This is a genomic window from Streptomyces sp. NPDC090045 (assembly GCF_044747975.1).
Lineage (GTDB): Bacteria > Actinomycetota > Actinomycetes > Streptomycetales > Streptomycetaceae > Streptomyces.
The window spans coordinates 159,265-180,927 of the sequence record NZ_JBIVFA010000005.1 but is presented as its reverse complement, the minus strand read 5'-3'; the positions used below and the strand labels follow the sequence as shown (position 1 = coordinate 180,927).

Sequence of the window (21,663 nt, the reverse complement as noted above, 5' to 3'; positions counted from 1 at the left end):
GGGGCGTGTCCCGAACGCCGCCCCGGCTCCAGCCCCGGCTCCAGGTCCTGCGCCTCGACCACGCTCCGGCCCTGCTCGACTTCGAGCGGGAGAACCGGGCGTACTTCGCGGCGTCCGTTCCCGACCGGGGTGACGAGTACTTCGCCCACTTCGGGGAGCGGCACCGGGCGCTGATGGCCGAGCAGGACGCCGGGCTGTGCCACTTCCACGTCCTCGTGGAGGACGGCGGCGAGGTGGTGGGGCGGGTCAACCTCGTCGACGTGGCGGAGGGTTCGGCCGAGCTCGGCTACCGGATCGCCGAGAAGGCCGCCGGGCGGGGCCTGGCCACGGCGGCCGTGCGCGAGGCGTGCGGGCTCGCGGTCACGGAGTACGGCCTGACCTCGCTGCGGGCGGTCACGACGCTCGACAACCCCGGTTCCCGGGCCGTACTGGCCCGCACGGGCTTCGTGCCCACCGGCGGACTCCAGCTCGACGGCCGCCCCGGCCTGCGCTTTCTGTGCGACCTGCGCACGCCCGCCTGACCGTCCCGCACCTTGCATCCGGCCCTGCCACCGAGGCATGCTTCGCCAGGGCAAATCGGAAGGATCATCATGCCGGTGGACAAGCGGAGCGTCGTGACGGCGGTGCTGTGTGCGGTGGCGGCTCTGGGGGCTTCCGCAGCGGTGGCCGAGCTTGTGCCGCCGCCCGAGGGGGCCGCGCCGGTGCGCGCGAAGGCCGGGCCGACGGCGTCGCCGACGGCCACATCGCGATCGCAAGCGTCGAAGCCCCAGCTGTCGACCCCGCCCGGAACCACCCTGCCGCCCGCCGTCACGCCCCCGCCCGGCGGTCCCGCGGCCTTCACCGGCGCCCTGTTCACGGACGGCCTGGACAGTGATCACTTCTGTACGGCCACCGTGGTGCACAGCCCCGGCCGGAACCTGATCATCACGGCCGGGCACTGCCTGCTCGAGGGCGACCAGCGCGACGGAACCGCCGTCTTCGCACCTGCGTACGCGAACGGCATGGCCCCGTACGGCACCTGGAAGATCGAGGAGGTCTTCGAGGACGACCGCTGGGCGGAGGGCACGGACGACGACTACGACCTCGCCTTCGCCCGCCTCGCCCCCGACGCCAAGGGCCGCACCATCGAGGACGTGACCGGCGCGGCCGTGCTCGACACCAGTGGGCGTGCGGGCGAGGAGGTCACGGTCACCGGCTACCCCGCCGACCGCAAGATCCCCCGCACCTGCACGGCGGTGGCCGTCCGCGAGAGCGACGCCCAACAGCGCTTCGACTGCGCCGACTTCCCCGGCGGCACCAGCGGCAGCGCGTGGATCGCCCGCGACGGCAAGATCATCGGCATCCTCACGGGCGGTGACACCGACGACGTCTCGACCAGCACGGTCCTCGGCGAGTACGCGGCCTCCCTGTACGCCAAGGCCACGGCGAAGGCCCCCGCCGCCCGCTAGCCAGCCGGCCCGCCAGCCCGCTAGCTCGCCGGCCCGCAAGGCCGTTTCGCCTGATGAGGATCAGCGACATGGACTGGCTCAAGTCCAGCCCGACCGGTCAGGCCAGCAGGCCCAGGTGGACCGGCTCCGTCGGGGTGTTCGCCAGGAGGTCCGGGAGGCGCGGGGGCCACAGGGCTTCGCCCAGGGTGGCCAGCCGGTCCGCGGGGAGCCACTGCCAGTGGATTCCCGGGGCCTCCAGTACCGGTTCGCGGTGGGGTCCGCGGGCGAGGTAGATGTGCTCGTGCTGGCGGACCGGGATGCCCTGGTGGGTGAAGTCGTGCTCCCAGGTGCACAGCAGCCGTTCCGGCTCCAGGTCGGTCCAGCCGGTCTCCTCGCGCAGCTCGCGCCGCACGCACTCCTCGGGGCTCTCGCCGGGATCGATGCCGCCGCCGGGCGGCAGCCAGTGGATGCCGACCTCCACGTTGTTCTCGCGGAAGAGGAACACCGACCCGGCCGGGGACAGGATGACAACGCGCGCCGCGTGACGTGGAGTTCGTCTCATCGACTCAGGGTACGTCGGTGATCCGTTCCGGGGGACGGGGGCGGAGCACCGATCTTCCGCCCGGTCCTCCGCCCCCGCCCCCGGGGCCGCAGCTCCCACTCGGACCCGCCCGGCCCCGACCGCCCTACGCCGCCGCCAGCGCCAGCGTCGGCGACAGGCGGGCCGCCCGCACCGCCGGGTAGAGGCCGGCCAGGGTGCCGATCGCCAGGGTGGAGGCGAAGCCGCCGGTCACCGCCCAGAGCGGGACCACCCAGGGCAGGTCGCCGGCGCGGGCGTAGACCGCCGTGGCCGCGCCGCCGAGGACGATGCCGGCCAGTCCGCCGAGGCCGGACAGCAGCAGGGACTCCGTCACGAACTGGATCCGGATCTGGCCCTTCGTCCCGCCCAGGGACCGGCGCAGGCCGATCTCGTGCCGCCGTTCCAGCACCGAGATGATCATGGTGTTGGCGACGCCGACCCCGCCCACCAGCAGGGCGATACCGCCCAGTCCCAGCAGCAGGGTGCTGAACGCGCCCTCCGTGGCCGCCTTCGCCTGCAGCGCCGCCGAGGGGTCGGTGACCGCGACCGCGCTCGGCGTCTGCGGGTTGGCGGTCTGGGCGATGAGCTTCCTGACCGCCGCCACCCGGTCGTCCGCCGAGCGTTCGTACACGGCCGTCGGGTGGCCGTCGAAGCCCAGCAGCCGCTCGGCCGCGTCCCAGCCGATCAGCGCGGAGCGCTCGATCTCCGGGGCCAGCGGAACCGGCTTCAGGATGCCGATCACCGTGAAGTACCGGCCTCCGATGAAGACCTGCTGGCCCGGTCCGGTGATGCCGAGCCGGCGCGCGGAGACGTGCCCGAGGACCACCGAGGGGTACCGGCCGGTGGCCCCGTTGAGCCAGGTGCCGTCGGCCATCCCGGCGCGCAGGGTGCCCAGCAGGTCGTCCTTGGCCGCCTTGAGCACGACCCCGCCCGTCTCCTCCTTCGGGATGTTCTCCGAGCGGCGTACGGACTCGGCGACGTCACCGGTGGTGCCCACCGACTCGACCCCCGCGATCCGGGAGACCATGCCGGGGGCGTCCTTGGGCAGTTTGGTGTCCTGGCCGCTGAACATCCCCTTGCCGGGTGTCGCGACCAGCATGTTCGTGCCGAGCGCGTCGAGTTCGCGCAGCAGCTTGGCCTGGCTGGAGGAGGAGATCCCGACCACCGCGATCATCGTCGCGATGCCGATGGCGATGCCGAGCGCGGACAGGAACACCCGCATGGGGCGCGAGCGCAGGCCCGCCGATCCGACGTGCAGGACGTCCCGCGGGGAGAGCCTCGGCGGGGTCAGCCGCCGGGCCCGCCGGCCCCTGCCGGCGCCCGTGGCCGTACCTGCGCCCGTACCTGCGCCCGTACCTGCGCCCGTACCTGCGCCCGTACCTGCGCCCGTACCTGCACCCGTACGTGTCCTCGTACGGCCCCTCACGCGACCACCCCCGCCCGGCTCCGTACGTCCGCCACGATCTCCCCGTCGCGGATCCGCACCTGCCGCGGCAGGCTCGCCGCGATCTCGTGGTCGTGGGTGATCACGGCGATGGTGGCCCCGTCCCGATTGAGCTCGTGCAGCAGCTCCATCACCGATTCCCCGGACGCCGTGTCCAGCGCGCCCGTCGGCTCGTCGGCCAGCAGCAGGTCCGGTGCACCCGCCACCGCCCGGGCGATGGCGACGCGTTGCTTCTGCCCGCCGGACAGCTCGTGCGGCCGGTGGTCCATCCGGTCCCCGAGGCCGACCCGCTCCAGGGCCTGCGCGGCCCGGCGGCCGCGCTCGGCGCGCGACAGGCCGCTGTAGAGCAGCCCTTCGGCGACGTTGGCCCGGGCGCTGATGCCCGGCACCAGGTGGAAGGACTGGAAGACGAAGCCGACGTGCCGGGACCGCAGCGCCGACAGCGAACGGTCCGAGAGGGCCGCGATGTCGTGCCCGGCGATCCGCACGCCGCCCGCCGTCGGGCGGTCCAGGGTGCCGACGATGTGCAGCAGGGTGGACTTCCCGGAGCCCGACGGGCCGACGATGGCGAGGAGTTCCCCGGCAGTGACGGTGAGGTCGACCGCGCGCAGGGCGGTGACCCCGCCGGGGTACTCCTTGGTGACCCCGGTCAGCTCCACCACGGTCTCCACTACCTCTACTGCCTCCACTGTCTCCAAGTGCGTCACAGCTTCGGGATCCCCACCTGCATGCCCTCCTCGAGGGCGCCGCCGGTCACCTCGACCCGGCCGTTGCCGAACATGCCCAGCTCGACCCGGACCTCGCGGGCCCGGCCGTCCTCCACGACCTGGACGCCGAAGCCGCCGCCCGCGAGGGCGAGCAGTGCGTTGACCGGTACGGAGAGCACGCCCTTGCGGGTCTCGCCGGTGAGGCCGACGGTCACCGGGGACTGGTCGGGCGCGTTGACCTCGGCCGGCTTGTCGAAGGTGACGGACACCTCGACCTTGGCCTTCTGATCGCCGCCACCGCCGCCACCGCCACCGCCCGCGCCGCCGTTCTTGTCGTTCGGAGCGGCCGTCCCGCCCACGGAGTCGATCCTCCCGGTGGCGCCGGCACCGCCCGGCAGCCGTACGGTCACCGGGTCGCCGGCCTTCGCCGCCCCCGCCTTCGCCGCATCGATCTGGAAGCGGACGATCCGCTCGGTGCCCGTCACCGTCAGCACCGGCTTGCCGGGCCCCGGCTCGTCACCCACCGCCGAGTCGCCCTTGCGCACCCGCTGCGGCCCCGACGCGAAGGCGATGTCCTCCTTGCCGACCTCGCCCGTCTCCGCCGTCTTGTGCGCCTTCTGCCACCGCTTGACCGCCGTCGCCGTGCCCGCCGTGAAGACGCCGTCCTCCGGGTCGAGCCCGGTCCCGTACCCCAGCGCCTGCAGGTTCCGCTTGAGCTGCTTGACGTCCTCGCCCTTGTCGCCGCTCTTCAGCGGCCGGTACATCGGCGTGGACCCGTACATGAGCCGCACCGCCCTGCCGTTGACCTCGTACAGCTTCCCGTCCCGCTCGACCGCCGAGCCCTCGGCGGCGATCCACGTCAGCACGCCCGGCCCGCCCGCGTTCAGCTTGCGCTCCTGCGCGTAGCCGAGGGTGCCCTCCACCTGGAGGCCCGAGCTGAGGTCGCCGCGCTGCACCGGAGCCGTGGCCGGCGGCAGGCCGCCCGCCTCGCGCTGTTCCTGGCCGCCGGCGCCGCGCTGCGGCTGGGCGATGACGGCGTAGCCGCCGCCCGAGACGGCCAGGACCGCGGCCAGTGACCCCAGCAGCCACTTGGCGCGCTTCCTCATCGGGCCGTTTCGCACTTCTTCTGGGCCTCCTCGAAGGCCTTCTCCTGACCCTTGGGGATCTCGGTGGCGCTCTTCATGCCGCCGTTGTACTCAGGGTCCTTGAGGGCGACCCCGTTCTCGCGCATGCACCGGATCCACTTGAGCTCCTGGTCCTTCTCCTCCTGGGTGGGTTCCTTGCCCGACCCCGGGCCGCCCATCCCGCACGCCTTCATGGCCTCCTGCATCTTCTGCGGGTCGGCGCCCCCGCCGAGCGTCATCCCGCGCGGGTCCTGGCCGGGCTCGGGGTCGGGCACGTCCACGCCGTGCTCGCGCAGGCACTGGCGCATCTTCACGGCCCGGTCGGCGTCCGCGCCGGCGCCACTGCTGGTCCCGCTGCCGCTGCCGCTGCCGGTCCCGCCGCCACCGCCTCCGGAGGCGTCGTTCTTCCCCGCCGACGAGTCGTTCGCGCAGGCGGTGGCGAACAGGGTCAGCCCGGTGACGACCGCGGCCGTGGTCATGATCAGGGATCGCTTCATGGGCCCGAGCCTGCGGTGAAAGGGCCTTTCGCTTCCCTCTCGCACCCTGCTTACAACGGCGAAATGCGCTTCTCCGGTAAAGAGGACGCCATGCGCGTACTGGTGGTGGAGGACGAGGAATTCCTCCGGGAGATGATCGCCGAGGGGCTGCGCCGCGACGCGCTCGCCGTCGACGAGGCGAGCGACGGCCCGGAGGCCCTGCGGCGGCTGCGCCTGGGCGAGTACGACGTCATGGTGCTGGACCGCGACCTGCCCGGCCTGCACGGCGACGAGGTCTGCCGGCAGGTCGTGCGCGAGCGGCTGCTGACCCGCGTCCTGATGCTGACCGCCTCCGGGACCGTACGGGACCGCGTGGAGGGCCTCGGGCTCGGCGCCGACGACTACCTCACCAAACCCTTCGCCTACGACGAGCTCCTCGCCCGCGTCCTGGCCCTCGGCCGGCGCGCCCGTCCCGCCCTGCCGCCCGTGCTGGAGCGCGCCGGGATCGCCGTCGACACGGCCCGGCGCAGCGCCACCCGCGACGGGCACCGGCTCGCGCTGTCCCGCAAGGAGTTCGCCGTACTGGAGGCCCTGCTGCGCGCCGAGGGCGCCGTCGTCAGCAACGACGACCTGATCGAGCAGGTGTGGGAGGAGGACACCAGCTACTCCACCAACGCCGTCCGCGTCACCCTCAGCAAGCTCCGCGCCAAGCTGGGCGAGCCGCCGCTGATCGAGACGGTGCCGGGCGCCGGCTACCGGATCGCCGCCTCGTGACGCGCCGCCCGAAGCCCGGTCGCCCGAAGCCCCTTCGCCCGGCGGCCCGCCGTCCGTTCGGGGGAGTCCTGCGCACCGAGCGCGGCCGGCTCACCGCCCTCTACGGCCTGCTGCTGCTCCTCGCGGGCGGCGGACTGGTGGCGCTGGTCTACGTCCTGGTCGGCCAGGGCCTCTACGCGAGCGTCAGCGGGGCCGTCCGCACGGTCAGCCCCGCCTACGTCCTCCCCTCGCCGGGGACCTCGCCCGGTGCCACGCCAGGTGCCACGCCCGGCGTCACGCCAGGTGCTACGCCCGGCGTCACGCCAGGTGCCACGCCCGGCGTCACGCCAGGTGCCACGCCCTTCCTCCCGCCCGGTACCGCCTCGCCCGGCCCGCGGGCCGACGTCGGCCGCAGCTGGGAACCGGCGCGGCGGCGGCCCTCGGGCGAGCCGCTCACCCCCGAGGAGCTCAAGGGCTACGCGTTCACCCAGAACCTCTCGGACGCCGTCACCGACGCCACCCGGCACCGGCTGCTGATGTACTCCCTCCTCGCCCTGGCCGTCTTCGCCGTGCTGTCGATCTGGCTCGCCTGGTGGATGGCCGGCCGGGTGCTGCGCCCCGTCGGCGTGATCACCGAGACCGCGCGCCGCCTGTCCGGGGAGAACCTCGACGAGCGGATCTCCCTCGACGCCCCGCCCGGCGAGCTCAAGGAGCTGGCCGACACCTTCGACGCGATGCTGGGGCGGATGGAGCATCTGGTCTCCGCCCAGCGGCGGTTCGCCGCCAACGCGGCGCACGAACTGCGCACCCCGCTGGCCGTGCAGCGGGCGGCCGCCGAGATCGGGCTGGCCGGGGACCCGTCGCCGGAGAAGGTCGCCCGGATCCGCGCGAAGCTCATCGGCGTCGCGGACTCCAGCGAGCACCTCATCGAGTCGCTGCTGCTGCTCGCCGTGTCGGAGCAGGGGCTGGAGGCGACCGGTCCGGTGGACCTGGCGGCGCTCGCGGCGGCCGAGCTGGCGGCCTGCCCGCAGCAGGGACTGACCGTCGTACGGACCCTCGCGCCGCTGACCGTGACGGGCGACCGGGTGCTGCTCGGCCACCTCCTGCGGAACCTGCTGATCAATGCAGTACGTCACAACCGGGACGGCGGCCGGCTGACCGTGGCCACCTCCGCGGAAGGGGAACTGACGGTCTCGAACACGGGTCCGGTGATCGATCCGGCGGACGTGCCTGGCCTCCTGGAGCCCTTCCGCAGGCGCGCCGAGCGGCAGCACACCGCAGGTGAGGGCGCCGGGTTGGGCCTCTCGATCGTCGCGTCGATCGTGCGCGCGCACGGGGCGGAGCTGGTGGCCGAGGCCAATCCGGGCCCGGACGGCGGCCTGACGGTCCGTGTGCGCTTCCCGGTGTCCGGCGGGACGCGCACACCTCAGGCGCACCGCCTCTGAAGACCGCCTGCTGTACGGTCGGTTTAATGAGCAAGCACGCCCGAGCCCGCTCCCGCGCCCCCCGCACGCCCCGCCGTCTGGCCCTGGCCGCCACCCTCGGCCTCGCGACCTTCGCCGTCGGCTGGCTGTACGTCGCCCAGGACCCGGGCAAGGCCGCCGACGCCGCGACGCAGGTGCGCACGGACGCCCGTCCGCAGGCCCCTGAGCGCGCAGCCCGTGACGTCCAGCGCTCCGCCCTGCAGGGCTTGACCGGCATCAGCGAGCAGACCAAGGCCCGGATCCCGGCCGAGTCCCGCCAGCTCATCCTGGTCACCGGCAAGGCGGGCGACTCCTCGGAGTCCACCGCCGCGCTCTACACCCGCCCGGCCGCCGGCGCCGACTGGGTGAAGGCCGAGAGCTGGCCGGCGCGCAACGGGGCCAAGGGCTGGTCCGCGGAGCGCACGTACGGGGACCTGACCTCCCCGCAGGGCGTCTTCGCGCTCACCGACGCGGGCGGCCTGCTGCCGAAGCCGCCGGGCACCCGGCTCCCGTACGACAAGAACAAGGGCTTCGTCGCCTCGGGCCGCGGGGTGAACGGCGAGTCCCTGGCGGGCTCCTTCGACTACGTCGTCGCCATCGACTTCAACCGCAGGGCGGGCAAGTCACCGCTGGACCCGGTCATGCCGGAGGGCGGGGACAAGGGCGGCAACATCTGGCTCCACGTGGACCACGACGGCCCCTCGCAGGGCTGCGTCGGCATCCCGAAGGAGGCCATGAAGAAGGTCCTGGAGACCCTCGACCCGGCGGCGAAGCCGGTCATCGTGATGGGTCCGGAAGGCTTCTGACGTCGGTCCGGACCGGGGTCCGGTTCCCGGGCCCGCCGTCGGTCCGGGACCGGAGCAGCAGCCCGATGTAGGCGAGGTCGAAGACGCTGCACAGGATCCCCAGGCCGAGGATGAACGGGGATTCCTCGATCACCCCGAACAGCAGGGTCGGGGCCAGCGTCCCGAGCCACTTGGCGACGGCGATGGTCAGGGACTGCCCGCGCGGCCCCTGCCGGGCGGCGTACAGGGAGATGAACAGGCCGGACATCAGCAGGTTCTGCAGGAAGGCCGAGTACCGGGTGGCGTCATGCATCCCAAAGTGCGCGAGGAACAGCCACTGCACGGCGAAGCCGGTACCGAACACCAGGACGGACCAGGCGGCGAAGAGCGGCCGGGTCACGAACTCCGGCAGCTCGGCCCGGCCGAACCGCAGGTAGGTGTAGACGATCACCACATCGGCCACCGCCCACACCACGTTCACCACGCCCTGCGCGGAGATTCCCGCCGCGAACTCGTGGACGGCGTAGGTCGCCTCCCAGGCGAAGTTCAGCGCGAGCGCCGCGACGGGCATCGCGTACGTCCGGTCCCGCAGCCCGACCCGGATCGCCTCCACGTACACGACGGTCCAGGCGATCCCGCTGACCAGCGTGAGCATCAGGTCCATCCGCCGAACCCTAGGGGTGTCTCGCCGATCGTGCCAGGCTCGACCGGCAAGGCGCCCCTGGCTGTGCCATCTCATGACATCGGTTCCTCGCGGTCAGGCTCGGCGGCGTAGGACGTGAGGCGATCGGCGAGCGCGATGACGAGGTCGCGGAGTTCATCGGGGCGCTCGATGACGAACGGCCGGTCGAGTGAGGCGAGTACCGGGGGTACCCAGTCGAGCCGCTCCGCCCGCAGCTCGACGCGCAGCCAGCGCTCGGTCGCGCCGTCCCCGCCGGCCGCGGACTCGTGCTCCCCCAGGCTCGCGACGCTGGCCGGAAGGTGGGCGCGGATCTGCTCAACCGTCCCGTGGATCCGCAAGGTCACCTCGTGCTGGTACTCGGCCGTGGCGAACCCTGACAACACGCGCTGTTCCGGACCGGGACCCACAGGCGCTGCGAATGAGCCGGGCAGGGTCCGCGCGTCCTCGATGCGATCGAGTCGGAAGGTCCGGTCCTCGCCGATCCGGGCGTCCTTGCCCGTGACGTACCACCGGCCCGCATGGGCGACGATCCCGTACGCGTGCAGCGTGCGTTCGCTGCGCCGTCCGTCACGGTCGGTGTAGCGGATCGAGACCGGTCGGAGGTGGCGCACCGCATCGGCGATCGTGAGCAGGACCCCGGCGTCCGGGGTGTCGAACTCGCCGGGCTGATCCGTGAAGGCGAGCGCTTCCAGGAGTGTGTCGAGCCGACGGGCGATGTGCTTGGGCAGCACCCGCCGGATCTTCGCCGACGCCGTCTCGCTTGCCGTGCGCTCCGTCGTCGTCAACCCTGCTCGGCGGCCCGCGACCAGGCCGAGCACCACGGCCAGCGCCTCGTCGTCGCTGAACATGAGCGGAGGCAGGCGGCACCCGGGAGCCAGCCGGTACCCGCCGTAGCGGCCGCGCACCGATTCCACGGGCACGTCGAGATCGATCAGTTGATGTACATACCGGCGCACGGTGCGCCCTTCGACGCCGAGCCGGTCGGCGAGTTCGGCCACCGTCCGGGTGCCGCCCGACTGCAGCAGCTCCAGGAGTGTCAGCACGCGGCCGGTTGGTCGAGGCATGGTGGCAGCCTAATGCGAATACAGGACCGATTCTGTCCACTATTTCTCCTAGCCTGCGACGAGCACGCCTCCAGCACAGCCAAGGAGATTTCCATGGACTTCGTCTCGATCCGCATCATCACCAGCGACGTCGCACGCCTCGTCGACTTCTACGAGCGAGCCACAGGGGCGCGGGCGACGTGGGCCACCGAGGACTTCGCCGAACTCCGGACCGCGGGCGCCACCCTCGCGATCGCCGGCACCCGCACCGTCCCGCTGTTCGCCCCGGACTCTGCCCGCCCGGCGGACAACCACAGCGTGATCACCGAGTTCCTCGTCGACGACGTGGACCGCGTTCACCAGAACCTGACCGGCTTCGTCACCGACTTCGTCAACGAGCCCACCACGATGCCCTGGGGCAACCGGTCGCTGCTGTTCCGCGACCCCGACGGCAACCTCGTCAACTTCTTCACCCCCGTCACCCCGGCGGCCATCGAAAAGTTCGCACGCTGACGCCACGCACAAGGACATCCCGCAGCAGTTCACCTTCGAGGACTTCGCGTGACCAAGGTCCCGAGACACCACACCTAGGGGGTCCCGTAGCTCTCGAACCAGTGGATGTCGAAGTACCGGGCCGTCGAGAACGGATGCTGCCGGTCGGTGAGCAGCCGGTAGACGAACTCGGCGGTCGTCCCGTCGAACCGTCGCCACGAGTCCGGGATGTCCTCCGTCACGAGGATGGGCCACCTGTCGGGGTCCGGGTCCCCGGTGAGCCAGTAGAACTGGTCGGCCTGTTCGGAGCTCGCCCACTCCAGCAGCCCGCCGGGGGCGGGGTAGACCTCGTACGGCTCCCACAGACCGCTGTCGTGCGTCCCGGCCCACTCGCCCAGCCACTCGGTGTGCAGGACGATGTCGTCGCTCTTGAAACGGGCGTCGGGTGTGTGGAGCTGGAGGTAGCCGTCGAAGGCGCCGTGGCCGAACAGCTCCGCGAGCTGCTTGTAGTCACTGGGCAGTGCGGTCCCGATCCGGGTCTCGACCGAAGCCCAGTCGATCGTGCGGGCACGGGTCGTGTCCCATCCCGTGACGGCGACGACCCCGTCGACCCAGGACGTCACCTCCGCCATGTCCGCAGCGGGATCCTCCCGTTCCGCGACCACTGCCACCAGCCGTACGTCGTCGTCGACGCGGACGGAGCCGCAGCCGATCCAGCGGCCCGCGTGCGCCCACGCGCGCATCTCCACGATCCGGTCGCCGAACGGGGCCAGCAGCGGCAGTCCGGTCCGCCCGGTCACGGTCGGATCGGCGTACCCGTCCATGGCGAGAGAGCGCGGGTGTCCGTACCGCCCGCCGAGTGCCTCCTGGAGTGCGTCGAGGTCGCACGCCTCCGAAGGCACCAGGCACACGTGCCCCGCCGGATGTCCTGGCTCGTCACACTGCAGATCGCCCGTACCCGGCCAGGCCAGGTGGTGGACGGCCGAGAGGAGTTCTTCCTGTTCGTCCATGGCAGGCATTGAAGCGGACGCCACCGACATCGGCCCGACATCGGCCCGCCGCCGGCCGGGCACCGACGTCCGACCCCTTGCCTGACGGACCGTCAGCTACGACGATGGCCCGGCACCGATAGGACGAATCGGCAGACGAAGGCGAGGCGGGCCCGCCATGGCGCGCGTGTTTCCGGAAGGTCGGCTGGTCTACGGGATGCAGCTCCCGGTCCAGTCGCAGAGCACCATCTACGCCGAGCCCTGGGAGGCGTCGGCCACCGCCGCGGATCTCGCCGAGGTGGCGCGGGCCGCCGACCGGGCCGGCTTCGGGTACGTGGCCACCTGCGACCACGTGGCCATCCCGCGCCGGCTCGCCGGCCCCATGAGCACCATTTGGTACGACCCCGTGGCCACCCTCTCCTTCCTCGCCGGCGTCACCGAGAACGTCCGGCTCCTCAGCCACGTCGCGATCCTCGGCCTGCGCCACCCGCTGATCAGCGCCAAGCAGTACGCCACCCTCGACCACCTCTCCGGCGGCCGGCTGATCCTCGGGGTGGGGGCCGGGCACGTGCAGGAGGAGTTCGAGGTCCTCGGCGTGGACTTCGCCCGCCGCGGGGCCGTCCTCGACGAGACCCTGGACGCGCTGCGGGCGGCGCTGGGGCCCGAGGAGTACCCGGAGTTCGAGGGCGAGCTGTTCTCCTTCAAGGACCTCGGCCAGCTGCCCCGGCCCGCGCAGGAGCGGATCCCCGTCTGGGTCGGCGGGTCCTCGCCCGCCGCCGTCCGCCGGGCCGCGGTCCGCGGGGACGGCTGGCTCCCGCAGGGGGACCCGCGCGACAAGCTCCCCGCGCAGATCGCCCGCATCCGGGAGCTGCGCGCCGGGGCCGGGATCGCCGGCCCCTGCGAGATCGGCGCGATCACCGAGGCGCTGTACGTGGGCGAGCCCGGCTGGGACACCGGCCGCCGGGCCCTCACCGGCAAGGCGGAGGCGCTCGCGGAGTCCCTGCGGGAGTACAAGGCGCTCGGCGTGGACCAGATCCAGGTCCGCTTCCGCAGCCGCGACCGCGCCGAACTGACCGACCAGATCACCGCTTTCGGGGCCGAGGTCGGCCCCCTCCTCAACGACTAGGAGCACGGGCATGGGCAAGCTGGACGGGCGCGTCGTGATCATCACCGGCGCGGCACGCGGCCAGGGCGAGCAGGAGGCCCGGCTCTTCGCCGCCGAGGGCGCGAAGGTGCTCCTCGGCGACGTGCTGGACGAGCAGGGCGCGGCGGTGGCCAAGGACATAGGCGAGGACCGGGCCCGGTACGTGCGGATGGACGTGAGCCGCGAGGAGGACTGGGCGGTGGCCATAGCCACCGCCAAGGAGGCCTTCGGCGGCCGGATCGACGGCCTGGTCAACAACGCGGGCATCCTGCGCTTCAACGAGCTGACCTCGACCCCGCTGGAGGAGTTCCAGCAGGTGGTCCAGGTCAACCAGGTCGGCGCCTTCCTCGGCATCAAGTCGGTGGCCCCCGAGATCGAGGCGGCCGGCGGCGGCACCATCGTCAACACCTCCTCGTACACCGGCCTGACGGGCATGGCGTACGTCGGCACCTACGCCGCCACCAAGGCGGCCATCCTCGGTCTCACCCGGGTGGCCGCGCTGGAGCTGGCGGCCAAGGGGATCCGGGTCAACGCGATGTGCCCGGGCGCCGTGGACACCCCGATGGCCAATCCGGGGCTGCTGGACCCGGCGAACATGACCGACGAGGCCCGGGACGCGATGGCGGAGCTCTACCAGCGGGTGGTCCCGATGGGGCGGGTGGGGCAGCCGGAGGAGATCGCCAAGCTGGCGCTCTTCCTGACCGGCGAGGACTCCTCGTACATCACCGGCCAGCCGTTCGTCATCGACGGCGGCTGGATGGCGGGCGTCAGCATCCTGTAGCGGTCCGCCGGTCTATCTGATGGAGCGTCAGGTATTGACGCTCCCGCCCCCGCGATGGAACAGTCGAGACATCGAATCTGACGCAACGTCATAAACCAAAGGACGGTGAACCCCTTGGAATTCGGGCTCTTTGTGCAGGGATACGTGCCTGAGGCGCGGTCCAAGGTCGACCCCGAGGCAGAGCACAAGGCGCTGATCGAGGAGACCGAGTACGTCATCCAGGCGGACAAGTCCGGCTTCAAGTACGCCTGGGCCTCCGAGCACCACTTCCTGGAGGAGTACTCGCACCTGTCGGCGAACGAGGTGTTCCTCGGGTACCTCGCCCACGCCACCGAGCGCATCCACCTCGGCTCCGGCATCTTCAACCCGCTCGCCCCGGTCAACCACCCGGTCAAGGTGGCCGAGAAGGTCACCATGCTCGACCACCTCTCCAAGGGCCGCTTCGAATTCGGCACCGGCCGCGGCGCCGGCAGCCACGAGATCCTCGGCTTCCTTCCCGGCATCGAGGACATGAACGGCACCAAGGAGATCTGGGAGGAGACCATCGCGGAATTCCCCAAGATGTTCCTCCAGGAGGAGTACGAGGGGTTCCAGGGCAAGCACTGGTCGCTGCCGCCGCGGAAGATCTTCCCCAAGCCGTACGGGAAGGCGCACCCGGCCATGTGGTACGCCGCCGGGTCCCCGTCCTCCTACGCGATGGCGGCGAAGAAGGGCCTGGGCGTCCTCGGCTTCAGCGTCCAGAAGGTCTCGGACATGGAGTGGGTCCTCGACCAGTACAAGACGGCGATCCGCGAGGCCAAGGCGATCGGCGCCTTCGTCAACGACAACGTGATGGTCACCTCGACCGCGATCTGTGCGGAGACGCACGACAAGGCGGTGGAGATCGCGGTCAACGCGAACATGAACCGCTTCCAGTCGCTGGTCTTCCGCTACCACGACACCTTCCCGCGTCCGGAGGCGATCCCGCAGTGGCCGGAGACCCTGCCGGAGTACAACGCGGAGATCATCGAGCTGCTGATCGCGGAGGAACTGCTCATCTGCGGTGACCCGTCGGAGGTCCGCGCCCAGTGCAAGCGGTGGGAGCAGGCGGGGGCGGACCAGCTCTCCTTCGGCCTGCCGACCGGGGTCTCGTACGAGGACACGATGACCACGATCAAGCTCATCGGCGAGCACGTGATCCCGGAAATAGACACGGACCCGGTCCACCGCACCACCCGTTTCCGGCAATCCGCGTAGCCCCCAGTACGGGGACGGCGTCTTCCCGGACCGCCGCCCCGAACCCGCCCCGGCCGGGCGGCCACCGGCCGGGGCCAAACCCAGCCCCGCCGGCGTTTGAGGCGCGGGGTCTGGGGCGGAGCCCCAGGGAACCCGGCTCCGCCGGGCAGGGGGGGGGGGCCCGCGCCCCCCCCCCCCCCCCCCCCCGCGGGGGGGGGGGGGGGGGGCCGCCCCCCGGGGGGGCGGGGGGGGCGGCGCCCCCCCCCCCCCCCCCCCGGAACCCGGCTCCGCCGGGCACCGGGCTCTGCCCGGACCCGCGCCTCAAACGCCGGCGAGGCTCAAAGTGCGAAGGGACGTCATGCTCGACCACCTGATCAAGGGCGCGACCGTCGTGGACGGCACCGGCGCCCCCGCCCGCGTCGCAGACGTGGGGATACGCGACGGCCGGATCGCCGTGATCGCCGCGCCCGGCCGCGTCACCGAAGAGGCCCGTACCAGCGAGGACGCCACCGGCCTGGTCCTCACCCCCGGCTTCGTCGACCCCCACACGCACTACGACGCCCAGCTCTTCTGGGACCCGTACGCCACGCCCTCCATGAACCACGGCGTGACCACCGTCGCCGGCGGCAACTGCGGCTTCACCCTGGCTCCGCTCAACCCGGCCCGCCCGGAAGACGCCGACTACACCCGCCGCATGATGAGCAAGGTCGAGGGCATGGCCCTCAAAGCCCTGGAGGAGGGCGTCGACTGGACCTGGTCCACCTTCGGCGAGTACCTCGACGCGCTGGAGGGCCGGATCGCCGTCAACGCCGGCTTCATGGTCGGCCACTGCGCCCTGCGTCGGCACGTCATGGGCGAGGACGCCGTCGGCGGGCAGCCCACCCCCGAGCAGATGCAGCAGATGCTCGACCTCTTCCACGACGCCATGAACGCCGGCGCCTGGGGCCTGTCCACCACCCAGTCCTCCACCCACTCCGACGGCACCGGCGCCCCCGTCGCCTCCCGGCACGCGAAGCCGGCCGAGCTCCTCGCGCTCTCCGAGGCCGTCGCCGAACACGAGGGCACCCAGCTCGAAGCGATCGTCGCCGGCTGCCTCGACCAGTTCTCGGACGACGAGATCGACCTGTTCGTCGACATGAGCGCGGCCGCCGGAAGGCCCCTCAACTGGAACGTCCTCACCATCGACGCCTCCGTCCCCGAACGGGTCCCGCGCCAGCTGATCCCCAGCGAGCGCGCCCGCAAGGCCGGCGGCCGGATCGTCGCGCTGACGATGCCGATCCTCACCCCCATGAACATGTCGCTGGGAACCTTCTGCGCGCTGAACCTCATCCCCGGCTGGGGCGAGGTCCTCGGCCTGCCCGTCCCCGAACGCATCGACAAGCTCCGCGACGCCGGCGTCCGCGCCGAGATGCTGCGCCGCGCCGACAGCAAGGAGGCCGGCGTCTTCCGGCGCCTCGCCCACTTCGGCCGGTACGTCATCGGCGACACGTACAGCAAGGAGAACGAGGGCCTCTCCGGCCGCGTCGTGAACGACATCGCGGCCGAGCGCGGCCAGGACCCCTTCCACTGCCTGGTGGAGATCTGCGCCAACGACGACCTGCGCACGGTCCTGTGGCCGATGCCCACCGACAACGACCCGGCCAGCTGGGCGCTGCGCGCCGAGACCTGGCAGCACGAGGACGTCATGCTCGGCGGTTCCGACGCCGGCGCCCACCTGGACCGGATGTGCGGGGCCCCGTACACGACCCGCTTCCTCGGCGACTGCCTGCGCGGCCGCAAGCTGGTGCCGCTGGAGCAGGCGGTACGGATGCTGACGGACGACCCGGCCCGGCTGTTCGGGCTGCGCGAGCGGGGCCGCGTCGCCGAGGGCTACCACGCGGACCTGGTCCTCTTCGACCCGGAACGCATCGAGGCGGGCCCGGCGACGCTCGTCCACGACCTGCCCGGGGACAGCCCGCGGCTGGACGCGCGGGCCATCGGCATCGTCTCGGTGCGGGTCAACGGCGTGGAGACCATCCGCGACGACGAGGTGACGGGGGCGGTCCCCGGGATCGTGCTCCGCTCGGGCCGCGACACGAGGACGGTGAGCACCCGTTGAACGCACAACCCCTGTACATCGGCGGCGAGTGGGTGGAGCCGGCCGGCGGCCACTACGACGTGGTCAACCCGGCGGACGAGACGGTGGTAGGGCTCGCGCCCGAGGCCTCGCGCGGGCAGGTCGAGGACGCGGCCCGCGCCGCGGCCGAGGCCTTCGAGAGCTGGTCCCGTACGAAGCCCGAGGTGCGGGCGGCGATCCTCGACCGGGCCGCGGACATCATGCAGCGGGAGTTCGAGCCGTGGACGGCGCTGGCCCAGGCGGAGACGGGCGCGCCGACCGGGATCGCGCGCGGCATGCAGGTCGGCGTCGGGGTGGCCCGCTTCCGCCGGTACGCGCGCGGGGCCCTCGAACCCGTGGAGAAGGGCCTCCCGCCGCAGGTCACGGAGGCCGGCCCGATGGGTAGGGCGAGCATCCTGGGCGCGCTGGAGGTGCGCCAGCCGGTCGGCGTGGTCACCTGCATCACCTCCTACAACAACCCGTGGGCGAATCCGGCGGGCAAGGTGGCCCCGGCCCTGGCCATGGGCAACACGGTGGTGGTGAAGCCGGCCCCGCAGGACCCGCTGTCGGTGTTCAGGATGGCGGACGCCCTGCACGAGGCCGGGGTGCCGGCGGGCGTGGTGAACGTGGTCAACGGCCGGTCGGTGGAGGTCGGCGAGGCCGCCGTGGACTCCCCGTACGTGGACATGGTGTCCTTCACCGGTTCCACGGGCGTCGGGCAGCGCATCGCGGAGGTCTGCGGCCGCACGATGAAGCGGCAGTTGATGGAGCTCGGCGGCAAGGGCGCGGCGATCGTCTTCGAGGACGCCGACCTGGACGCGGCCGTGATGGGGATCGGGACGACCTTCTCCTTCTACTCCGGGCAGATCTGCACCGCCCCGACCCGGGTGATCGCGCACCGCTCCGTCTACGACCGGCTGATCGAGAAGCTCACCGGATACCTGGCCTTCATGAAGGTCGGCGACCCGGCGGCGGCCGGCACGGTGGTGGGCCCGGTGATCTCGGCGGTCCACCGGGACCGCGTGGAGTCGTACGTCGAGCTGGGGAAGAAGGAGGGCGCGCGGATCGCGTACGGCGGCGAGCGCCCGGTGGTGGGGGAGGCCGGCAAGGGCTTCTACGTGGCCCCGACCCTCCTCGTCGACTGCACGAACGACATGCGGGTGGTCCGTGAGGAGATCTTCGGCCCGGTGGTCGTGGTCGTCCCCTTCGACGGGGACGAGGACGAGGCGGTCCGGCTGGCCAACGACAGCGACTTCGGCCTGCTGAGCTACGTGTGGTCCGGGGACTCGGCGCGCGCGTTCCGCGTGGCGCGGCGGCTGCGGGCGGGAGGGGTCGGCGTGAACACCATCGGCCGCAACATGGAGGCCCCGTTCGGCGGCTTCAAGCGCAGCGGGGTGGGGCGCGACGTGGGCTCGTACGCGCTGCACGCGTACAGCGAGATCCAGTCGATCGTCTGGACGGGCTGAGCCGGCCGGGCCGGGCTGAGCAGGGCCGCCGGGCCTGTTCGGCCCAGGGGTGGGCACGGCACTGCCGTGCCCACCTCCGTCCTTGCCGTGCCCCCGGTCAGCCGCCGTCCGCGAGGGTCCGCGGGTCGGTGGCCGAGAGCAGCTCCAGCGCGGCGGCGGCCTGGACCGTGGGCGGACGGCCGTCGTCCGGCAGAGCCCACCGCAGGTACCGCCGCTGGGCGCCCGGGGCGGCGTCCGGGCCCGGATCCGGTGCGGGCGGGGCGGTGAACCACACCTCCACCGTGTCCGGTTCGTTCCAGTCGGTGCCGATCCGGCCCGGCTCCACGCCCCACCGGCCCGTCAGGTCAGGGTGCTCCCGTAGTCCCGCCTTGATCAGCCGGGCGGTGTTCCGGGCGGGCCAGCACCAGGAGTGGTCCTTCCCGGCGCGTGCGACTTCGGCGTCGTAGGCGGTCGCGTCGAAGCGGAGCTCGGGCGGGGTCGGTCCGGTCGCTCCGCGCCAGCCGTCCCACACGACCTCGTCGCCGTCCCGGCGGATCGTCACGTACAGCGCCCCGCAGCAGCCTTCGGTGCAGTCCGCCTCGGCGAGCTGCACCTCCCGCGGCGCCGTCCCGGCCCGCAGGTGCCCGGTATCGAGCAGGTACTCGGGGGCGTGGGCCCTGCCCGCCCCGAACAGCGTGGCCACCAGGGGGCGGCCGTCGACCAGGATCCGGGTTTCGACCGCGGGCGAGTCGGCGGGATCGTCGACGACCACCTCGATGCGCAGCCGCCCGCCGCCCGCGGCGCGTACGAACGGCTGCCGCCCGGTCCGCCGGATCCATTCGGCGGTCCGGTTCCGGCCGCCCTCGGCGCGGGCCGCCGCTCCGGCCGGCAGCCGGCGCTCCAGCAGCTCCAGCACCGCCTCCACTTCGCCCGGCCGCCAGTCGAGCAGCGCGGCCGGCCCGCTGTGCAGGTCGAGGGCGATCGACAACAGCAGCGCATGGTGTTCGAGGGTCGCGGGCAGCCGGCCCGCGTGCGCGGCCAGGGCCTTGAACACCTCCATGGCCGGCCCGTAGTCGAGGATCTCGGCCCGGCGCCCCACATCATGGGACATCCGGTGCAGCAGGCGGCCCGTCAGGGCCAGCAGTTCGGGGTCCACGGGGCGGGTGCGCAGCAGCCCGTGCAGGTCCGCGGCCTCGGCGATCCGCCGGCCGAGCCACATCACCCTTGGCTGGTCCGCCAGGCCGATCAGCGCGGTCCGCACCGCTTCCTGGTCGCCGCCGGCGGCGGCGTCGATCAGCGGGGTCAGTGCGTCGTCCCTGCTGCGGTAGGCGAGGGCCAGCAGGGCGGCGGCCTGCCGGTCGAGCGGGTCGAGCGCGTCGGCGGCCGCCGGCGCGAAGGTGCGCAGCAGGCCGAGGACCTTCAGGCAGGGCACGTCCTCGGGTTCGCCGAGGCGGGTCAGGAGGCCGAGGCCGACGCTGACGGCGGCCGGGGTGGTGCCGGTACGGGCCAGCTGCCGGGCGGTGCGCCGGGCCGCGTCCTCGTCGTCCGTGCTCGGCAGCAGTGCGGCGGCCGCGTTCAGGGCGCGGGCGGGCAGGTCGAGCCCGTCGGCCCACCGGTGGACGGCCTCGGCGGCCCGTACCGGGTCGGGGTCGGCCAGCAGGGGGGTGAGCGCGGCGCGCACTTCGGCCTGCACCTGTTTCCAGCTCAGGCGCGGGCGGCCGGGTTCCGGCGGGGTTCCCTCGGGCAGCGGGTAGCCGCGTCGCGGCATCCGCCCGTCCGGCTCGATGCCGTGCCGGAAGAGGGCGTAGTCGTACAGGGAGGTCGTCCGGGGGTCGAGCGGCTCGCGCTCGTCGCGGACGCTCATCGGGCGGGGTGGGACTCGATTCCGTAGGTCATGCCCTGCAGCATGCCGCAGTGATCATCCGGCGTCCAACGAAAATCCGGCCTCGCCGCGGACCCGCCCGTTGACCTGGAGCTGCACCAGGTGCTCGCCGGAGTGGTAGCGGCGGGTGGTGATCGGCTTGAAGGAGTGCCGCTTGGTGCCGCTGAGGGTTTCGCCGGGGGCCAGCGCGCGGGTGAGGAGCTTGAAGACCTTGGGGGTACGGGTGCCGTTCGCCTTCGTGTGGTGCACGACGTAGTCGACGACGAGCTCGGCCGGGAGCGTGCCGGTGTTGGTGACCGCGTAGTCGAAGACGAGGTACTCGCCGACGGCGACCCGCGGGGTGGTGACCTCGGGCCCGCGTACGGCGACCGGTACGTCGGGGGAGTGCCCGAGCAGGGTGAGCGCCTCGGGCCGCCCCGCCTTGATCAGGGTGCGCAGGCCGTGCCGTACGACGCGGTCCGTCGTGCCCGTGGGCCCGGTCAGCCAGCGGGCCGCGGTGTCGACGGCGAGGGCGGGGTGGTCGCGGCTGATGTCGTTGAGGTGGTTGGAGACGGAGCGGCGCACGTACTCGGACTCGTCGCGGTAGAGGGCGTCCAGTACCGGCAGGGCCGGGCGCGGGTCGGCGACGAAGGCGGGGAGCTGCGGGGCCCAGGGCAGCCGGGGCCGGGTGCCCTCGCTGGCCAGGCGCCGTACGTGCGGGTCCGGGTCGTCCGTCCACTTCTGTACGACGGCCAGGGCGCGGGCCGGGTCGGCGCGCAGGAAGGGCCGTACGGCGGATTCGGCGGTCAGCCGGGAGGTGAGGTCGTGCAGCAGGGCCAGCCCGGGCTCGAACGCCTCCAGCCCGCGGACGGCGACGGCCTCGTTGACGGGGAAGGTCATCCAGCCCTCGAAGCCGGGGTCGGCGAGGGCGGTGCGCACGACGGCCTCGAAGCCGGGCCAGTCCTCGGGGAGGTCGGCGAGGACGGCGTCGCGGACCGCGCCGACCCGGCCGCTGTACGTCAGTCCGTCGAGCGCGCCGGCGCGGGCGCGCAGGGCGGGCGAGGACCGGCGGCCGCCCGCCCGGGCGAGCAGCCCTGCCAGGGTGCTGACGGTTTCCGCGCTGAGGAGCTCATCGGCCGTGGGCATGGGGCCAGTCT

Annotated in this window: 21 protein-coding genes; 11 read left to right on the top strand and 10 right to left on the bottom strand. The window is 72.8% G+C overall.

Going from position 1 to position 21,663, the window contains the following annotated elements; translation table 11 throughout:
* Positions 1-5: 5 nt before the first annotated feature.
* Positions 6-521, top strand: a complete 516-nt coding sequence (locus tag ACIPYQ_RS16195; protein ID WP_401251257.1) for a GNAT family N-acetyltransferase — start codon at positions 6-8, stop codon at positions 519-521.
* A gap of 69 nt (positions 522-590) precedes the next feature.
* Positions 591-1,448, top strand: coding sequence for a trypsin-like serine protease (locus ACIPYQ_RS16190; protein ID WP_401251254.1), 858 nt, complete (start codon positions 591-593; stop codon positions 1,446-1,448).
* 97 nt (positions 1,449-1,545) lie between these two features.
* Here ACIPYQ_RS16190 and ACIPYQ_RS16185 read toward each other — a convergent pair whose 3' ends face one another.
* From ACIPYQ_RS16185 to ACIPYQ_RS16165, 5 genes are all read right to left on the bottom strand, one after another.
* Entirely contained in the window at positions 1,546-1,989 is a 444-nt protein-coding gene (locus ACIPYQ_RS16185; RefSeq protein WP_361764151.1) for an NUDIX domain-containing protein, read from the bottom strand.
* A 124-nt stretch (positions 1,990-2,113) separates the two neighbouring features.
* Positions 2,114-3,229: an ABC transporter permease gene (locus ACIPYQ_RS16180; RefSeq protein WP_362233181.1), complete on the bottom strand. Its 1,116-nt coding sequence runs from the start codon at positions 3,227-3,229 to the stop codon at positions 2,114-2,116.
* Between the two features lie 200 nt (positions 3,230-3,429).
* Positions 3,430-4,113 carry an ABC transporter ATP-binding protein gene (locus ACIPYQ_RS16175; protein WP_401251851.1) on the bottom strand — a complete coding sequence of 228 codons (684 nt, stop codon included), beginning with the start codon at positions 4,111-4,113 and terminating at the stop codon, positions 3,430-3,432.
* Between the two features lie 41 nt (positions 4,114-4,154).
* The gene (locus ACIPYQ_RS16170) at positions 4,155-5,264 is read right to left on the bottom strand and encodes a peptidoglycan-binding protein (RefSeq protein WP_401251249.1); all 1,110 of its coding nucleotides are present in this window, start codon (positions 5,262-5,264) and stop codon (positions 4,155-4,157) included.
* A complete protein-coding gene (locus tag ACIPYQ_RS16165) occupies positions 5,261-5,779 on the bottom strand; it encodes a hypothetical protein (RefSeq protein ID WP_401251246.1) in 519 nt (172 codons plus the stop codon). The genes ACIPYQ_RS16170 and ACIPYQ_RS16165 overlap by 4 nt, the downstream gene beginning before the upstream one ends.
* Positions 5,780-5,869: 90 nt before the next feature.
* On the opposite strand from ACIPYQ_RS16165, the gene ACIPYQ_RS16160 reads away from it, so the two are divergent.
* The 3 genes from ACIPYQ_RS16160 (at position 5,870) to ACIPYQ_RS16150 (ending at position 8,780) form a co-directional block, all read left to right on the top strand.
* A complete protein-coding gene (locus tag ACIPYQ_RS16160) occupies positions 5,870-6,532 on the top strand; it encodes a response regulator transcription factor (RefSeq protein ID WP_361764139.1) in 663 nt (220 codons plus the stop codon).
* A 68-nt stretch (positions 6,533-6,600) separates the two neighbouring features.
* On the top strand, positions 6,601-7,956 hold the full coding sequence (locus ACIPYQ_RS16155; RefSeq protein WP_401251848.1) for an ATP-binding protein: 1,356 nt from the start codon (positions 6,601-6,603) through the stop codon (positions 7,954-7,956).
* Positions 7,957-7,982: 26 nt separating this feature from the next.
* Positions 7,983-8,780: a L,D-transpeptidase family protein gene (locus ACIPYQ_RS16150; RefSeq protein WP_401251243.1), complete on the top strand. Its 798-nt coding sequence runs from the start codon at positions 7,983-7,985 to the stop codon at positions 8,778-8,780.
* Here ACIPYQ_RS16150 and ACIPYQ_RS16145 read toward each other — a convergent pair.
* Both ACIPYQ_RS16145 and ACIPYQ_RS16140 read right to left on the bottom strand, forming a co-directional pair.
* A complete protein-coding gene (locus tag ACIPYQ_RS16145; RefSeq protein WP_401251240.1) occupies positions 8,752-9,423 on the bottom strand; it encodes a hypothetical protein in 672 nt (223 codons plus the stop codon). The two genes, ACIPYQ_RS16150 and ACIPYQ_RS16145, sit on opposite strands and share 29 nt — an antisense overlap.
* A gap of 71 nt (positions 9,424-9,494) precedes the next feature.
* On the bottom strand, positions 9,495-10,505 hold the full coding sequence (locus ACIPYQ_RS16140) for a helix-turn-helix transcriptional regulator (RefSeq protein ID WP_401251237.1): 1,011 nt from the start codon (positions 10,503-10,505) through the stop codon (positions 9,495-9,497).
* 93 nt (positions 10,506-10,598) lie between these two features.
* Between ACIPYQ_RS16140 and ACIPYQ_RS16135 the strand changes: the two genes are divergently transcribed.
* The gene (locus ACIPYQ_RS16135) at positions 10,599-10,997 is read left to right on the top strand and encodes a VOC family protein (protein ID WP_401251235.1); all 399 of its coding nucleotides are present in this window, start codon (positions 10,599-10,601) and stop codon (positions 10,995-10,997) included.
* Between the two features lie 74 nt (positions 10,998-11,071).
* Here the strand turns inward: ACIPYQ_RS16135 and ACIPYQ_RS16130 are convergent, their stop codons facing one another.
* The gene (locus ACIPYQ_RS16130) at positions 11,072-11,986 is read right to left on the bottom strand and encodes a hypothetical protein (protein WP_401251232.1); all 915 of its coding nucleotides are present in this window, start codon (positions 11,984-11,986) and stop codon (positions 11,072-11,074) included.
* Positions 11,987-12,143: 157 nt separating this feature from the next.
* On the opposite strand from ACIPYQ_RS16130, the gene ACIPYQ_RS16125 reads away from it, so the two are divergent.
* The 5 genes from ACIPYQ_RS16125 to ACIPYQ_RS16105 all read left to right on the top strand — a co-directional run bounded on the left by ACIPYQ_RS16125 (position 12,144) and on the right by ACIPYQ_RS16105 (position 18,666).
* Positions 12,144-13,091 carry an LLM class F420-dependent oxidoreductase gene (locus tag ACIPYQ_RS16125; protein ID WP_401251229.1) on the top strand — a complete coding sequence of 316 codons (948 nt, stop codon included), beginning with the start codon at positions 12,144-12,146 and terminating at the stop codon, positions 13,089-13,091.
* A 10-nt stretch (positions 13,092-13,101) separates the two neighbouring features.
* Positions 13,102-13,890, top strand: a complete 789-nt coding sequence (locus ACIPYQ_RS16120) for an SDR family NAD(P)-dependent oxidoreductase (protein ID WP_401251226.1) — start codon at positions 13,102-13,104, stop codon at positions 13,888-13,890.
* Positions 13,891-14,004: 114 nt separating this feature from the next.
* Positions 14,005-15,126 carry an LLM class flavin-dependent oxidoreductase gene (locus tag ACIPYQ_RS16115; protein WP_401251846.1) on the top strand — a complete coding sequence of 374 codons (1,122 nt, stop codon included), beginning with the start codon at positions 14,005-14,007 and terminating at the stop codon, positions 15,124-15,126.
* Positions 15,127-15,463: 337 nt separating this feature from the next.
* Entirely contained in the window at positions 15,464-17,203 is a 1,740-nt protein-coding gene (locus ACIPYQ_RS16110; protein WP_401251223.1) for an amidohydrolase family protein, read from the top strand.
* On the top strand, positions 17,200-18,666 hold the full coding sequence (locus tag ACIPYQ_RS16105; RefSeq protein WP_401251221.1) for an aldehyde dehydrogenase family protein: 1,467 nt from the start codon (positions 17,200-17,202) through the stop codon (positions 18,664-18,666). Before ACIPYQ_RS16110 ends, ACIPYQ_RS16105 begins: the two co-directional genes overlap by 4 nt.
* Before the next feature lie 97 nt (positions 18,667-18,763).
* Here the strand turns inward: ACIPYQ_RS16105 and ACIPYQ_RS16100 are convergent, their stop codons facing one another.
* Both ACIPYQ_RS16100 and ACIPYQ_RS16095 read right to left on the bottom strand, forming a co-directional pair.
* Positions 18,764-20,509: a hypothetical protein gene (locus tag ACIPYQ_RS16100; protein WP_401251219.1), complete on the bottom strand. Its 1,746-nt coding sequence runs from the start codon at positions 20,507-20,509 to the stop codon at positions 18,764-18,766.
* A 54-nt stretch (positions 20,510-20,563) separates the two neighbouring features.
* Positions 20,564-21,652 (bottom strand): DNA alkylation repair protein, encoded by a 1,089-nt coding sequence (locus ACIPYQ_RS16095; protein WP_401251216.1) that lies wholly within the window; start codon positions 21,650-21,652, stop codon positions 20,564-20,566.
* Positions 21,653-21,663: the final 11 nt, after the last annotated feature.